Annotated in this window: 13 protein-coding genes; 3 read left to right on the top strand and 10 right to left on the bottom strand. The window is 55.2% G+C overall.

All coding sequences use genetic code 11. From position 1 onward, the window contains the following. Positions 1-2: 2 nt before the first annotated feature. From LOS15_RS04300 to LOS15_RS04275, 6 genes are read right to left on the bottom strand one after another with little or no spacing between them, the layout of a single operon-like run. Positions 3-470 (bottom strand): low molecular weight protein-tyrosine-phosphatase, encoded by a 468-nt coding sequence (locus tag LOS15_RS04300; protein WP_263068353.1) that lies wholly within the window; start codon positions 468-470, stop codon positions 3-5. Beyond that, the gene (gene kdsB / locus LOS15_RS04295) at positions 470-1,255 is read right to left on the bottom strand and encodes a 3-deoxy-manno-octulosonate cytidylyltransferase (RefSeq protein ID WP_263068352.1); all 786 of its coding nucleotides are present in this window, start codon (positions 1,253-1,255) and stop codon (positions 470-472) included. Before kdsB ends, LOS15_RS04300 begins: the two co-directional genes overlap by 1 nt. Next, complete coding sequence (locus LOS15_RS04290) at positions 1,255-1,464, bottom strand: Trm112 family protein (protein WP_263068350.1); 210 nt, start codon at positions 1,462-1,464, stop codon at positions 1,255-1,257. The genes kdsB and LOS15_RS04290 overlap by 1 nt, the downstream gene beginning before the upstream one ends. Next, the gene (lpxK, locus tag LOS15_RS04285) at positions 1,457-2,473 is read right to left on the bottom strand and encodes a tetraacyldisaccharide 4'-kinase (protein ID WP_263068348.1); all 1,017 of its coding nucleotides are present in this window, start codon (positions 2,471-2,473) and stop codon (positions 1,457-1,459) included. Before lpxK ends, LOS15_RS04290 begins: the two co-directional genes overlap by 8 nt. Then, a complete protein-coding gene (msbA, locus tag LOS15_RS04280; RefSeq protein ID WP_263068347.1) occupies positions 2,470-4,206 on the bottom strand; it encodes a lipid A export permease/ATP-binding protein MsbA in 1,737 nt (578 codons plus the stop codon). The genes lpxK and msbA overlap by 4 nt, the downstream gene beginning before the upstream one ends. Before the next feature lie 56 nt (positions 4,207-4,262). After that, positions 4,263-6,530 (bottom strand): DNA internalization-related competence protein ComEC/Rec2, encoded by a 2,268-nt coding sequence (locus LOS15_RS04275; RefSeq protein ID WP_263068345.1) that lies wholly within the window; start codon positions 6,528-6,530, stop codon positions 4,263-4,265. A 96-nt stretch (positions 6,531-6,626) separates the two neighbouring features. Between LOS15_RS04275 and LOS15_RS04270 the strand changes: the two genes are divergently transcribed. Further along, on the top strand, positions 6,627-7,178 hold the full coding sequence (locus tag LOS15_RS04270) for a DUF2062 domain-containing protein (RefSeq protein WP_263068344.1): 552 nt from the start codon (positions 6,627-6,629) through the stop codon (positions 7,176-7,178). 21 nt (positions 7,179-7,199) lie between these two features. On the opposite strand, the gene LOS15_RS04265 is transcribed toward LOS15_RS04270, so the two are convergent. Then, positions 7,200-7,916: an ABC transporter ATP-binding protein gene (locus LOS15_RS04265; RefSeq protein WP_263068342.1), complete on the bottom strand. Its 717-nt coding sequence runs from the start codon at positions 7,914-7,916 to the stop codon at positions 7,200-7,202. A 10-nt stretch (positions 7,917-7,926) separates the two neighbouring features. Further along, positions 7,927-9,168, bottom strand: coding sequence for a lipoprotein-releasing ABC transporter permease subunit (locus LOS15_RS04260; RefSeq protein WP_263068340.1), 1,242 nt, complete (start codon positions 9,166-9,168; stop codon positions 7,927-7,929). A gap of 199 nt (positions 9,169-9,367) precedes the next feature. Here LOS15_RS04260 and LOS15_RS04255 point away from each other — a divergent pair, with 199 nt between their 5' ends. Next, the gene (locus LOS15_RS04255) at positions 9,368-10,438 is read left to right on the top strand and encodes an agmatine/peptidylarginine deiminase (protein ID WP_263068339.1); all 1,071 of its coding nucleotides are present in this window, start codon (positions 9,368-9,370) and stop codon (positions 10,436-10,438) included. A 9-nt stretch (positions 10,439-10,447) separates the two neighbouring features. Continuing rightward, positions 10,448-11,350 carry a carbon-nitrogen hydrolase gene (locus LOS15_RS04250; protein WP_263068338.1) on the top strand — a complete coding sequence of 301 codons (903 nt, stop codon included), beginning with the start codon at positions 10,448-10,450 and terminating at the stop codon, positions 11,348-11,350. An 86-nt stretch (positions 11,351-11,436) separates the two neighbouring features. Here the strand turns inward: LOS15_RS04250 and LOS15_RS04245 are convergent, their stop codons facing one another. Together LOS15_RS04245 and argJ are read right to left on the bottom strand one after the other, a co-directional pair. Further along, on the bottom strand, positions 11,437-12,393 hold the full coding sequence (locus LOS15_RS04245) for a Nudix family hydrolase (protein ID WP_263068337.1): 957 nt from the start codon (positions 12,391-12,393) through the stop codon (positions 11,437-11,439). A 78-nt stretch (positions 12,394-12,471) separates the two neighbouring features. Beyond that, on the bottom strand, positions 12,472-13,701 hold the full coding sequence (gene argJ / locus LOS15_RS04240; RefSeq protein WP_263068336.1) for a bifunctional glutamate N-acetyltransferase/amino-acid acetyltransferase ArgJ: 1,230 nt from the start codon (positions 13,699-13,701) through the stop codon (positions 12,472-12,474). Positions 13,702-13,705 lie beyond the last annotated feature (4 nt).

Raw genomic sequence — 13,705 nt, 5'->3', positions numbered from 1 at the left:
CCTTATCGGTTACCCGTTAACTCGGCAATGAGCCCCGCCGAAGCCGTTTCAATCATATCCAGCACGCTTTCGAAGCCCTCATCTCCGCCATAGTACGGATCTGGCACTTCCGCATCGGGAGTGCCCGCAAAGGCTAAAAAAAGCCCCACGTGAGCGCGACTCTCCTCAGGCTTAAGCGCTCTCATTGCCTGCAAGTTGGCATGATCCATCGCCAATACATAGTCGAACTCAAGAAAATCGCTGGTACTCAGCTGGCGACCACGCAGGTGGCTGATATCTACACCCCGCCGCTTGGCCGCTAACTGGGCACGCTCGTCCGGTGCTTTACCGACATGCCAATCACCCACGCCGCAGGAATCGACGTGAATTTGCCCTCTCAGCCCTGCTTCATCAACAGCGTGCTGAAAGACGCCCTCTGCTGTTGGAGAGCGGCATATATTACCCAGGCAAACAAACAGTACGCGCTTCATCAGTGACCCTCGCTTAACTGCGTTAACAATACTCTTACCCGATCGAGATCTTCAGCGGTGTCTACGCCCGGCGGGTTAATCGTATTGGCCAACGCGACTTGGATGGCATAGCCATGCTGTAACGCTCGCAACTGCTCTAGCTGTTCAAGTTGTTCCAAGCTAGAGGGCGAAAGCTCACGGTAGGCGTACAAAAACCCTGCGCGGTAGGCATAAATACCGATATGACGCAGCCAGGCATCGGTAGCCAGCAGCGCCGGCTGGGCCTTAAAGTGCTCGCGATCCCATGGAATGGGGGCACGTGAGAAATAAAGCGCCCGGCCAGCTAAAGAGCGAACCACTTTCACCACATTGGGGTTAAAAAGTGTCTCTACATCGCTGATTGACTCAGCGAGCGTTGCAATAGCTGCCTCAGGGTCATCAGCTAAGCGTTGCGCCACTTGGTTGATCAGCACAGGAGGAATAAGCGGTTCATCTCCTTGCACATTCACAACCAGCGCGTCTTCACTCAAGGATAAATGCTCAGCCACTTCTGCCAGACGATCTGTGCCTGACGGGTGGTCAGCCTGGGTCATCACTACCTCTGCGCCGTACGGCAGCATGGCATCCCGAATACGCGCATCATCGGTAGCAACTACCACGCGGCTAGCCTGGCTTTGGCAGGCGCGCCTCCATACATGGGCAACCATCGGTTCACCGGCAATATCGAGCAGCGGTTTACCAGGCAGGCGAGTAGAGCCATATCGAGCAGGTACAACAGCAATGAAACCTGGTTCAGCGGCTGCCATTATGCCTCCCCTGTTCGACCTGGCGAGGTGTGCAGTTTTTCATCAGCGTCCATTGCTCGCGCCTCTTCGGGCAGCATAACCGGAATCCCTTCATTGATGGGATAGGCGAGACCATCGTAATAGCAGAGTAACTCTTGAGCTTCACGATCATACTTCAGCTTGCCGTTGCAGAGTGGGCAAACCAGCATCGCCAGTAGTTCCTTATCCATGGGTGCATCCCCTTTCAATAAGCGCTGACAGCTTGGCTGCCAGCCAATGTTCAAACGATGATGGAAGCACCGCCTCCACCTCCAACACCCAGCTATCGGGTGGCGCTATATCTTTGCATTTCACCGCATCTTTTGCGGTCATCACAACGGGACGCCGGTCACCAAACTCTAGCGCCGCTGGATGAAATTGCTGATGATCCTCTAACGGATGCATCTCGCCCTCAACTCCCAAGCTATGTAGGGTGTTGAAAAATCGTTCTGGATGGCCAATACCTGCGATGGCATGCACCGGCAAACGAAATGGAAGCGGTGTCAGCTCACGGTGCTGACCATCTCGCAAACATCGCCAACGCTGCGGCATTAATTGCATCGCGATAGAGGCGACCGGTAACGGCTTAGATAACTCACCGTTGACAATCACAGCATCGACACGACCTAAACGGCTGGGAGCTTCCCGCAATGGCCCTGCAGGCAGACAGCGGCCATTGCCTAACCCTCGAGCACCGTCGACAACGACAAGTTCAATATCCCGCCCGAGCGCCAAATGCTGTAGACCATCATCACTCAATAGAATATCGCACCCCATTTCCACTAACGCTTGGGCACCCCGCGCGCGCTGAGGATCGGCCACCACGGGTAAGCCCGTTTGCTGAGCAAGCATGAGAGGCTCATCGCCACTTTGGGATGGCGCCGTCTCAGGGGTTACGAGTAGCGGATAAGCATCCGACTTGCCCCCATATCCCCGGGTAACAATACCCGGTGACCAGCCCTGGTTAACCAGCCAGCGGGCAAGCCATGCCACCAACGGGGATTTACCAGTACCACCTAGCGTGATGTTACCCACGACAATAACCGGTACCGGCGCATGCCAAACGAATTTCTTACCACGGCGATAGCGTGCTTCTCGGCGCCGCATAAGATAACGGTATAATCCACCCAAAGGATAGAGTGGCATAAGCCATGGACTAGCACCGTAAGCGGCCCTTAGCCAACGTTGCTCCAGGCTCATTCACTCTCCTGAAACTGCAGCTGATGCAGCGCTGAGTATGCACCACCAGCCTCCAGCAGCGCTTGGTGAGTGCCCTGCTCGATAATGCGGCCTTGATCCATGACCAGGATACGGTCAGCCCGTTCGATAGTAGAAAGGCGATGGGCAATGACCAGCGTAGTGCGACCTTCGCAGACCCGCTCAAGGGCTTTTTGAATATACCGCTCTGACTCCGTATCCAGAGCAGACGTGGCCTCGTCCAAAATGAGGATTGGCGCATCTTTGAAAATCGCTCGGGCGATTGCTAGGCGCTGGCGCTGCCCCCCTGAGAGCATAACGCCGTTCTCCCCTACAACGGTGGCGTAGCCTTGGGGCAGCTTCTCAATAAATTCGCTGGCGTAAGCCGCTTGCGCTGCAGCTTCAACAGCCGCTGGATCAGGATTAGCAACGCCGTACGCAATATTATCGGTAATACTGGCGTTAAATAGGGTCACTTGTTGCGACACCAGAGCGATACGCTGCCGTAGCGGCCCGAGTGCGTACTCATTAACATCCAGGCCATCAATCAAAATCCGCCCTTCGGTTGGACGATAAAACCGCGGCAATAGACTGACGAGCGTTGTCTTGCCGCTGCCTGAGCGCCCTACTATCGCGACTAGTTCACCCGGCGCTACCTTGAGGTTAATACCATGGAGCACATTGGGCTGATCATCCGCGTAACGAAAGCTGACGTTATCAATTACCAGCTCACCAGTGACGTGTTGAGGTACTGTTTTACCCTCATCTTGCTCAGGGGGTAAGTCCAGCAAACCAAATAGTTCAGAGGCGGCGGCAAGCCCCTTTTGGATCTCACCATTAACTTCAGTAAGCTGACGCACTGGCTTAATCATCAATGCCGCTGCGGTAATAAACGCCACAAACTCACCGGGCGTCATATCAGCCATTAGTGCGGGTGCCATCGCCATCCACACCAATAGCGCCATAGAGATAGCAACCAGCATCAAGATAACGGGGGAACTCACAGCGCGGGTCATCGCCTCTTTCATACTCTGGCGACGGTTCTCTTCACTCACCCGTTCAAAACGCTGTTTTTCATAAGGCTCGGCACCGTGGGTGCGCACCACGCGATAGCCTGAGAGCGCCTCAGAGGCAATATGAGTGACATCACCCATGGAGTTCTGAATACGCTTGGAAATACGCCTAAACCGCTTGCTTACATAGCTGACAACCGCTGCAATAACGGGCGTTACTGCTAAAAATAGCAGCGTCAGCATCCAATTTGTCCAAAGCAAATAACCAATGAGACCGATAACAAACAGGCCTTCACGTAAAATAATCGTAACTGCCTTAGTCGCCGCCCCCGCCACTTGCTCTACATGATACGTTACACGCGAAACAAGATGACCGCTTGAGTGGTGATCAAAAAAGCTACCCGGCAAGTGCAATAGATGGCTAAAAACGTTGCAGCGCAGCGTATGGATCACATACCTGCCGACATACGCCATAAAATAGGTACTTAAAAACGTCCCCAACCCACGAGCAGCAAACATCAAAATGACAAACAACGGTAAAAAAAGCCTGAAAGCAGCATCAGGATGCTGAATACCGTCAATTAATCGCTTCATCATCTCAGCTAGCGCTGTACTTGAAGCGGCATAAATCACGAAGCCTAAAATCGCTAGCGCAAATGCGCGCCAATGTGGTTTAACGTAGCCTAATAACCGTCTGTAAAGAACCCAACCTGAATCAGTCACACGCGCTCCCGGCAATAGTGTGCAGTGCGCAGAATTCTACCTTATGGTGCGGCGCTTCAACACCGCTTACGACCTTCAGGCAGCTTTCGCCACGGAATAATCTTTACAGGCTGCCCTGCTTCTAGCGTAAAGCTAAGGGCTCCATCCTGTGCGGTACTCCATAAACAGCTCTCCTGGTATCGAAACCGGCGCACCACTTCATCCGAGGGATGATTAAACGCATTATTGCGTCCGGCACTAAAAATCACATGAAGTGGGCGGCTCAGGCGCACAAACTGAACACCTGAACTTGTGTGGCTGCCGTGGTGCCCTGCGATCAATACACTGACGGGCGGCGTGAGGTCAGCAACAAAGCGGCGTTCAATATCACGCCCTACGTCACCGGTAATCAGCAAATGCTGATCACCTACGCTTACTTCCAGCACGCAGGAACGATCATTAGCTGATAGCGTATTGTCACCTTCAGGCGGCCAAAGCACGCGGTAGTCGATGCCATCCCGCTGCCACTGCTGCCCCCGCTCACAGGCTGTCGCCTCTATCGGCAGCGCTTCCCCTAGCGGTGCGTGCCATTGGTTAACCTCATGATCGTTTAGCAAACTGTTTATCCCACCCGCATGATCCGTGTCTGCATGGCTAACGATGACATGATCAAACTGCTGACCTGGCGGCCAGAGCGTTTGCAGCGGCATAAAACCACTGCGAAAGCGCGGTCCCGTATCGTAAAGCATCCGATGAGTCGCGCTTCGCAATTCAATTAACTGACCCTGCCCCACATCGTATACCGTCACGTGAAGCTCGCCTTCAGGCAGCGTTTGCGCTTGTGGTACCCACAGTAACAAGCCGGTTAACAGCAACGCACTGATGCGCAGCCATCGGGGTATACCCGGCAGCCCCCAGCATAAAGCGAGAATGCCCAATACCGCCGCCAGCGGATAAATCAGTGACGGCACAGGCTCCCACAGCGGTGCATGCCTTACAGCGACGTTTAACAACAGATGAAAACCGGCGAGCGCCTGTTCAAATCCCCACCACATCAATAGCTCTACGCCCGGCAGCGGGGAAAGCAGCCACCCAAGCAGCGCGCTGGGCACCATCACCGAGCCAACCCACGGCACAGCCACTAGATTAATGAGCGGAGCTGCAGGCGCAACGCGCCCAAATGCCAGCAGTACCGCGGCGGCCATCAACGGCGCGAGCAATAATTGCGAGCGCGCTAAGGCCCAACACCACCCTTTTACCCCCGTCGGGCGCGGCCTTCCCTGCCAGATGACGATTAACCAGCCCACCGCAACAAATGAAAGCCAGAGACCCGGCCGCCAAAAAGAGAGCGGATTTACTAACAAAATCAGCGCCAGCGCTAGCCACCACGCCTGCCAAGCACCGGGAGAGTGGCGACCGCTAAGCACCCACAGTCCTAACAGTGTCATTACCATCGCGCGAAGGGCTGGCGGCGCCAGCCCTGCTAACGTGGCATACGCCACTGCTGCAGCCCCCGCCAACCACCATGGCCACGCACGCAACCGCCAATTAGTCGGTGAGAGCAACCGCGCCGCCCAACGGGCTAGTAACAGTGTAAACGAGGCAACTAAGCCCACGTGAAGGCCAGAAATAACCACTAAATGCGTGGTGCCCGTGGCGTTTAGAAGCGTCCAGTCCTCTTGGGTCAGCTGGTCGCTATCTCCCAGTGTGAGTGCGGCCAGCCAGCGCTGAGTTCGTGCTTCAAGAGGCTGTCGAGCAAGCATTTCCAGCGCTTTTTGGCGCAGCCCAGCCGTCGCTGTGGTTAAGCGTTGCGGAGCAGGATTCTGACGCACGTATCCCGTGGCATGAATACCTTCACGCCATAACCAACGCTCAAAATTAAACGCATTAGGATTAGCAAAGCCGCTGGGTGGGCGAAGCCGCAGCGTCATTTGCCAGCGCTCTCCCTCCTTATAGGCATGCTCGCCGTAAGCACTCACCCGCACCCGGCGCAGTGCATCACAGCGGGGAAGGTGGCTGGGCGCCTGACATGCCTCCACCGCTAGCTGCAAACGCGAAGCACCTTCTTCACGCTGAACGCTCAGAATGCGCGCCTGCAGGGTAACGTCTTCACCGTTTAACCCTGCCGGCAAACGTCGCCCCCACTCCTGCTGAACGCTGACAAATGCGAAGCTACCCATTAAAAGCCATATCAGTAACTTAGGCCGCCCTGACATGAGCCAAAAAAGGCCAACGAGGATAATACTTAGCCACGGTAAATAGCGCCCTTCCGCACCACTCCAAGCTGCCAGCAACACACCGCTTAGTGCTGCCAAGGCAGCAGGCACCGCCACACCGAAACGCATCACCTCTCCTTGGTGTTAGATCATTAACGCCCGTGGCATAGCCGAAGCACTGCGCTATATGGATAATGGGCCGCATCAATCGCAAGAGTATATGACATGCCGCGGCGTTTTCTGCAGCGCTACATGCCTAAACCTGACACGCTTAGACGCCAGCGTTCGTTACGCTTTATGGCGCCGCTCATTGCCGACCCTGGATTATGGCTTTTAACACGACGAAGCGTTGCTAACGCCTTCAGCGTAGGGCTGTTTTGCGCCATGTTGCCCATTCCATTTCAAATGGTCGTGGCTGCTTTAGGTGCACGCCTTAGCCGCTGCAATTTAGCGCTCTCTGTTGGCTTGGTATGGATCACCAACCCGCTTACGATGCCGCTAATATTCTATTTTAACTACCGCGTGGGCACTTTTCTGTTAGGCGCGCCGGTACGCGATGCGCCGTCACGCATCTCTACCCGCTGGATTGCTGAGCAAATGCACGACATCATGCCACCTTTGCTGCTGGGCTCATTAATCACGGCTATTTTTCTGGCGATTGTCGCCAACGTTGGTATTCGTTTGATTTGGCGCTGGCACGTTTCCCATAACTGGAAACGCCGCCGCTTAAATAGGCGGCGGCGTCGAGCGCGCATTGAGTCAGAGTTTGATGATTAGCGTTAAGCCAACTAAGCAAGCTTAAGCAGTCGCACCCTTTTGCTCTACCAACTGCCCTCCATCCAGCTTCAAAACACGGTCCTGATGGGCGGCTAGCGCCACATCGTGGGTCACAATCACAAAGGCGCAGGCGCTCTCTTTAGCCAGCTGATCCATCAGCGCTAATATCGTGCTCGCGGTGGTTTGGTCCAAATTGCCGGTGGGTTCATCCATCAAGACAAGGCTTGGGTCGGTCACCAGCGCCCGCGCAATGGCAACCCGCTGGCGCTCCCCGCCAGAAAGCTCGCCAGGTTTATGATCAGCCCTAGCTTTCATCCCCACGCGTTCTAACAACTGCATGGCCCGCTGCTCCGCTACTTTTTTCGACTGACCACGAATAATCAGCGGCAGCGCTGCATTCTCTACCGCGCTGAACTCAGCCAGCAGGTGATGAAACTGGTAAACGAAGCCAATGTAGCGGTTACGAAACTTGCCCAATGCTGCTTCATTAAGGCCTGAAAGCGGCTCACCGGCAATCACCACGCTGCCGTCACTTGGACGGTCAAGGCCGCCAAGCAAATTAAGCAGTGTCGTTTTACCGGATCCCGAACTCCCCACAATGGCGACTCGCTCACCCGCGTGTACCCGTAATTCAAGCTGGTCCAGCACGGTAAGATCTTGAGGGCCTTCACTATAAACCCGGGTTAAGCCCTGGCACTGCAACATAATTGCCCCTGGCTGCGGTGTCGATGAGGTCATTAAATCATCCTTATTCATAGCGCAATACATCAGCTGGCTGAACCCGAGCAGCCCGCCATGCAGGATAGAGCGTCGAGAGGAACGTCAGACCAAAGGCAGCGATGACAATATCGCGCACATCGCCCCAGCGGAGCTGAGAAGGCAGGTTGCTAATAAAATAAACCCCGGCATCTAAGAACTGAATACCAAACGCCGTTTCAAACCAGCTAATTAAATCGGAGATCGTAAGCGCCAGGAGAACGCCTACAGCAACGCCTATCGCAATCCCAATCAAGCCGATGGCCAAGCCTTGGACGATAAAGATACCCATAATCGAACGTGGCGTTGCCCCGATGGTGCGCAAAATGGCAATGTCAGCGCGTTTATCGGTCACCACCATGACCAGTGTTGAGACAATGTTAAATGCAGCAACGGCAATAATCACAGTGAGCAGCAGCGCAATCATGCGCTTCTCCATTTGGATCGCCTGGAAGAGGCTGCCATGGGAGAACGTCCAGTCACTACCGCGATACCCAGCGCCTAGCTCGTTCACAATGGCCTGGGTTTCACTACCCGCAAGGAACAGGTCATCAAGCTCAAGACGCAACCCCCCAACGGCATCGCCTAACCTCGCTAGGGTTTGCATATCATAAATATTGGCATAGGCCAGATTGGCATCTAAATCGGCACCAACGCTAAAAATCCCGCTAACCGTAAAGCGCTTTAAGCGCGGAAAGACTCCCGCCGGCGTAATGGAGGCCTCGGGCACCAGCAGTGTGACCCGATCACCCACGCCAACACCCAGACGACGCGCCAGCATTGAACCTAAGACAACGTTCCACTCCCCAGGCACCAGGTCTGCTAACTCGCCCTGACGCATGTGTTCGCCAATAATGGATACCTGTCCTTCCCAATCCGGGTGGATCCCGTTCACCATAGCGCCTTGGTTACGCCCGCCAGCAGAGAACATACCCTGCTGCTCAACAAAGGGAGCTGCGCCAATGACGCGCTCACGCTCGGTTAGCCGCTCGGCGAGCGCTTCCCACTCAACGAGCCCCTCCTGCGCCTCAATTTTGGTATGGGGCACCATGCCCAAAATGCGGGTACGCAGCTCATGATCGAAGCCATTCATGACTGACAGTACTAAGATCAGTACTGCCACACCGAGCATAAGGCCCAGCATGGAGGTTAAGGAGATAAACGAAATAAAGTGGTTCCGGCGTTTAGCGCGCACGTAGCGCAGCCCCACCAGAAAAGGCAAACGATCAAGCATGGCAGTCTTCCTTAATAATAAGCGCCCATGGTACGGTTTTTTTAGCAGGGCTGCATGTGCAAACGCAGCCTTAGAGCAGCATCATGCAAAGCCGTTCCCTTAGCGAAGGTAAGGCTTGCATGTTTCTGAGCAAGCCCCTACATTGCGCCGGTTCCTCTTGCCCCTAGGGTAAGTCTTTATACTTTTATTGAGAGCATTTGTGACGTTGGCTACCAAAACGCATCGCCTGCTACCGGAATGGCACCCCCAAGACGGCCTTCAGCTTACCTGGCCCCGCTCAGACGGTGATTGGGCGCCTTTACTGTCGCGTATCGAAGCAACGCTTGAGCGAATTGTTATCGCCACCGTACGCTATCAGCGCGTACTTATTAGCGTCCCCGATGAGGCAACACATGAGCGTCTAGCCACGACGTTTGCCGCCTATGGCATTAGCCAACATCAGCTGCTATTGGTTGTCGCCCCTACCAACGATACCTGGGCGCGAGACCACGGGCCGATTACCGTCTTGGATGAAGATCATCAGCCGCTGCTACTGGACTACACCTTTACCGGTTGGGGCGGGAAATTTCCCGCTGAGCGTGACAATCAGTTGACCCAATGGCTAGCGGATGCAGGGGTGTGGGCATGCCCAGTCGCCTCGCGCGAGCTGATCTTAGAAGGTGGCGGTATTGAAACGGACGGCGAGGGCACGCTCCTTACCACCGAGGCCTGCCTGCTGAACCCCAATCGCAACCCTACGCACTCCCGCAGCGATATAGAAGCAATGCTAGCCGAGGACTTTGGCGTCGACCGCGTACTATGGCTGTCCAACGGACACCTAGAAGGTGACGATACAGATAGCCACATTGACACCTTGGCGCGCTTTTGCTCACCCTCAACCATTGCCTACGTGACCTGTGATGATCCACACGACCCACACTATGCGGCACTCAAGGCAATGGAGCAGGAACTTAAGGCATTTCGCCAGCGCGACGGCCGCCCCTATAACCTTATCCCCCTGCCCTGGCCGCAGGCATGCTTTGACCCGGATGAAGGTCACCGCTTACCGGCCACCTATGCGAACTTTTTAATCATTAACCAAGCTGTTCTGGTGCCGACTTATGGCGACCCTGCCGACATGGTCGCACTGCAAGCGCTAGCCCAGGCGTTTCCTAAACACACGCTGATTCCCATTGAGTGCACAAACGTGATCCGACAGCATGGCAGCCTACACTGCTTAACCATGCAATTGCCGACAGGCACACTTGCCCCGGCCACCTTGGAATCGTAAGGAGCTATCATGACGAATACGTTGACCGTAGGGGTCGTCCAGCAGTCCGCATGGCCTGATAAAGCACGTAGCCTAGCCGCAAGCGAAGCAGGTATCCGCGAAGCGGTTACGCAAGGCGCCCAACTGGTACTGCTGCAAGAGCTTCACGCTACCCACTATTTTTGCCAATACGAAGATCCAGCACTGTTTGACTTGGCTGAACCGCTTGATGGGCCAACGGGTCAACGCTTAGCGGCGCTGGCAAAAGAGCTGGATATTGTGCTGGTGGGTTCGCTGTTTGAGCGTCGTGCGCCTGGGCTTTATCACAATACCGCAGTCGTCTACGACCGCGCCCAGGGGCGCGTGGGTCAGTATCGCAAAATGCATATACCCGATGACCCAGCGTTTTATGAAAAGTTTTACTTCACCCCAGGTGATGTAGACGATGCCCGGGGAGAGGGCTTCACGCCCATTGACACCTCGGTTGGCCGGTTGGGCCTTCTGGTGTGCTGGGACCAATGGTACCCGGAAGCAGCTAGATTAATGGCGCTCGCAGGCGCAGACCTGCTGCTCTACCCCACGGCCATTGGCTGGGATCCTAACGATGACGACGCGGAAAAAGCCCGTCAGAAAGACGCTTGGACCATTATCCAGCGCGCTCATGGGGTCGCTAATGGCTTGCCGGTACTGGTGGCTAATCGAGTAGGCTTTGAAGCCGACCCGTCGGGTGTTGGTGACGGCATTACGTTTTGGGGGGGAAGCTTTGTTTGCGGCCCTCAAGGGGAACTACTGGCCCAAGCTGGCGAAGAAACCCAACAGCTCGTGGTGAATATTGATATGGCACGCAGCGAACATACCCGCCGTATTTGGCCCTACCTGCGAGACCGCAGGATCGATGCCTACGGGGATTTAACCCGTCGCTACCGCGATTAACCAAACGGCCTTCATCCATACGATAAAAAGCGCCTGCTCCAAAAAAGAGTAGGCGCTTTTTTATCTAAGCATGCCGAGCGGCAGACTTATTTCCAAAAATCACGAATCGACGCAATACCCTGTGCGCCCACGGCGCGGGCGTGGTTGGCATCAAATCGAGTCATCCCGCCTAGAGCGAACACCGGCATACCGGCACGCTCTACCAGCTGCTGGAAATCATGCCAGCCCAGCGGCGCCACTTCAGGGTGCGACGGCGTGGTGCGTAGTGGAGAAAGGGTCACAAAATCGCAGCCTAGCACGGCGGCTTTAGAGAGCTGGGCCTGGTCATGAGTAGACGCGGAGAGCCACTTATTTTCAGCTATCGGCCGACGATCCAGCTGCATTAAGCGCTCACTAGTTAAATGAACGCCATCAGCATCCACTTCATCCAGAAGCGCAGGGTCGGCATTAAGTACCATACGGGCATCGTACTGACGGCATAGCGCTAGTGCACGCTCTGCCCGCGCAAGGTACGCGGCTTTATCCAGCTCCTTGGCCCGCAGTTGGACAAGGCGTATGCCATCTTCGCGTAGCGCTCGCTCTAACCGTGAATCAAAGCGCGCCTCATCTGCCTCTTCACCGGTTATCAAATAATCAGTGGGTAGCATCACCGCTCGCAAAATCGGTAGATTAGCTGCCGGGAACGGGTAATTAACCAGCTCTTCCATGGGCACCCAGCGTACCGCTTGTCCTTCGCGCCCAAAGGGTTCGCCTGCGAACTCTTGAACCTGCCAAACATCCAGCAGAATATGCTTATCTGGGTACTCATGGTGAATACGAATCAGTGGGCGGGCACGTACAATTTCAACGCCGAGCTCTTCATGTAACTCACGTTTAAGCCCTTCAAGCCCCGTTTCATAAGGTGCTAATTTGCCACCGGGAAACTCCCATAGGCCTCCATGGTCGACATTAGAAGGTCGACGCGCAATTAGCACTTGCTTTTGATCGGCGCTGATCATTGCAGCCGCCGCGACATGAACCCGTCGTTTTACCATTACACTCATTACGTCTTTGTCCACGTTGTGCGCGCCACCCTAAATCCAGGCGGCGCTGTATCGCTGCACTAACCCCTACTGCTGAGGCTAGCTGCGGTAATCTGCGTTGATCGACACATACTCATGGGAGAGGTCTGAGGTCCACACAGTGGCACTCTCTTCGCCTCGCCCTAAGTTGATCCGGATTGTAATCTCTTCCTGCGCCATCACCGCGCTACCTGCTGCTTCTGTGTAGCTGGCAGCACGCCCCCCCGTCTCAACTAAGCGCACATCACCAAGGTCAATCACGACGCGACTCACATCAAATGCGTCAACGGGTGCTCGGCCTACGGCGGCTAAAATGCGCCCCCAGTTAGCATCGGATGCATATAATGCGGTTTTAACCAGCGGTGAGTGCGCAACAGTAAACGCTACATCCAGTGCTTCTTGGCGGGTCGAAGCATCATTTACCTGAAGCGTCACAAACTTTGTCGCTCCTTCCCCGTCACGAATAATCGATTGAGCAAGTTCCGTCATCACCCGCTGCAGGGCGTTACGAAATACTGCAATTTGCTCATCGCTTTCGATACGTGCCCCAACGCCTGTGGCTGCCAGCATGCAGGCATCATTAGTCGACGTATCGCTATCGACGGTAATACAGTTGAACGAACGGTCAACCGTTTCGCGCAGCAGCGTTTCAAGAAGCGATTGCTCTATAGCGGCATCGGTGACCACGAACCCCAGCATGGTCGCCATATTGGGCTTAATCATGCCGGAGCCTTTGGTGATGCCGTTAATCGTGACCTGCTGGTCACCAATGTTTACGGTCACCGTCGCGCCTTTAGGGCGAGTGTCCGTCGTGAGAATCCCCTCACCCGCATGCTGCCACGCGTGGCTGGTATCAGCGAGTGAACCGACAGCGCTTGGCAGGCCGGCCAATAAACGCTCCATGGGCAACGGCTCGCCAATCACCCCTGTTGAGAAAGGTAGCACCTGGCTTTCTGCCATACCCAGCTGCGATGCCAAGGCGGCGCAGCTGGCATAGGCATCGCGCATGCCCGCGTCACCTGTGCCCGCATTGGCATTGCCAGTATTGATTAGCCAGCAGCGCGGCGTTAAGCCTTCACTGGCACAGCGCGCTATATGTGCTTTAGCCACGGCCACCGGCGCCGCACAGAAGGCATTTTGCGTAAACACGCCTGCAACCGTGGCAGACTCAGGCAGCTCAATCACCACTAAATCACGGCGATCCGGTTTCTTAATACCCGCCATTGCAGTGCCTAGGCGTACCCCGTTTATAGGGGGTAGCTCAGGAAAGGGAACGATTCCCACCGCCATATTC

Origin of the sequence: Halomonas sp. 7T (genome assembly GCF_025643255.1) — a bacterium.
In the GTDB taxonomy this organism is placed as follows: Bacteria; Pseudomonadota; Gammaproteobacteria; order Pseudomonadales; family Halomonadaceae; genus Vreelandella.
Note: the sequence above shows the minus strand (reverse complement) of the source record. Positions and strands in the feature narration are given on the sequence as shown.

Bases quoted from the DNA above. Each gene is read 5' to 3' on its own strand.
- LOS15_RS04300 (WP_263068353.1), bottom strand. From the start codon at position 470: ATGAAGCGCGTACTGTTTGTTTGCCTGGGTAATATATGCCGCTCTCCA.
- kdsB (WP_263068352.1), bottom strand. From the start codon at position 1,255: ATGGCAGCCGCTGAACCAGGTTTCATTGCTGTTGTACCTGCTCGATAT.
- LOS15_RS04290 (WP_263068350.1), bottom strand. From the start codon at position 1,464: ATGGATAAGGAACTACTGGCGATGCTGGTTTGCCCACTCTGCAACGGC.
- lpxK (WP_263068348.1), bottom strand. From the start codon at position 2,473: ATGAGCCTGGAGCAACGTTGGCTAAGGGCCGCTTACGGTGCTAGTCCA.
- LOS15_RS04275 (WP_263068345.1), bottom strand. From the start codon at position 6,530: ATGCGTTTCGGTGTGGCGGTGCCTGCTGCCTTGGCAGCACTAAGCGGT.
- LOS15_RS04270 (WP_263068344.1), top strand. From the start codon at position 6,627: ATGCCGCGGCGTTTTCTGCAGCGCTACATGCCTAAACCTGACACGCTT.
- LOS15_RS04265 (WP_263068342.1), bottom strand. From the start codon at position 7,916: ATGACCTCATCGACACCGCAGCCAGGGGCAATTATGTTGCAGTGCCAG.
- LOS15_RS04260 (WP_263068340.1), bottom strand. From the start codon at position 9,168: ATGCTTGATCGTTTGCCTTTTCTGGTGGGGCTGCGCTACGTGCGCGCT.
- LOS15_RS04250 (WP_263068338.1), top strand. From the start codon at position 10,448: ATGACGAATACGTTGACCGTAGGGGTCGTCCAGCAGTCCGCATGGCCT.
- LOS15_RS04245 (WP_263068337.1), bottom strand. From the start codon at position 12,393: ATGAGTGTAATGGTAAAACGACGGGTTCATGTCGCGGCGGCTGCAATG.
- argJ (WP_263068336.1), bottom strand. From the start codon at position 13,701: ATGGCGGTGGGAATCGTTCCCTTTCCTGAGCTACCCCCTATAAACGGG.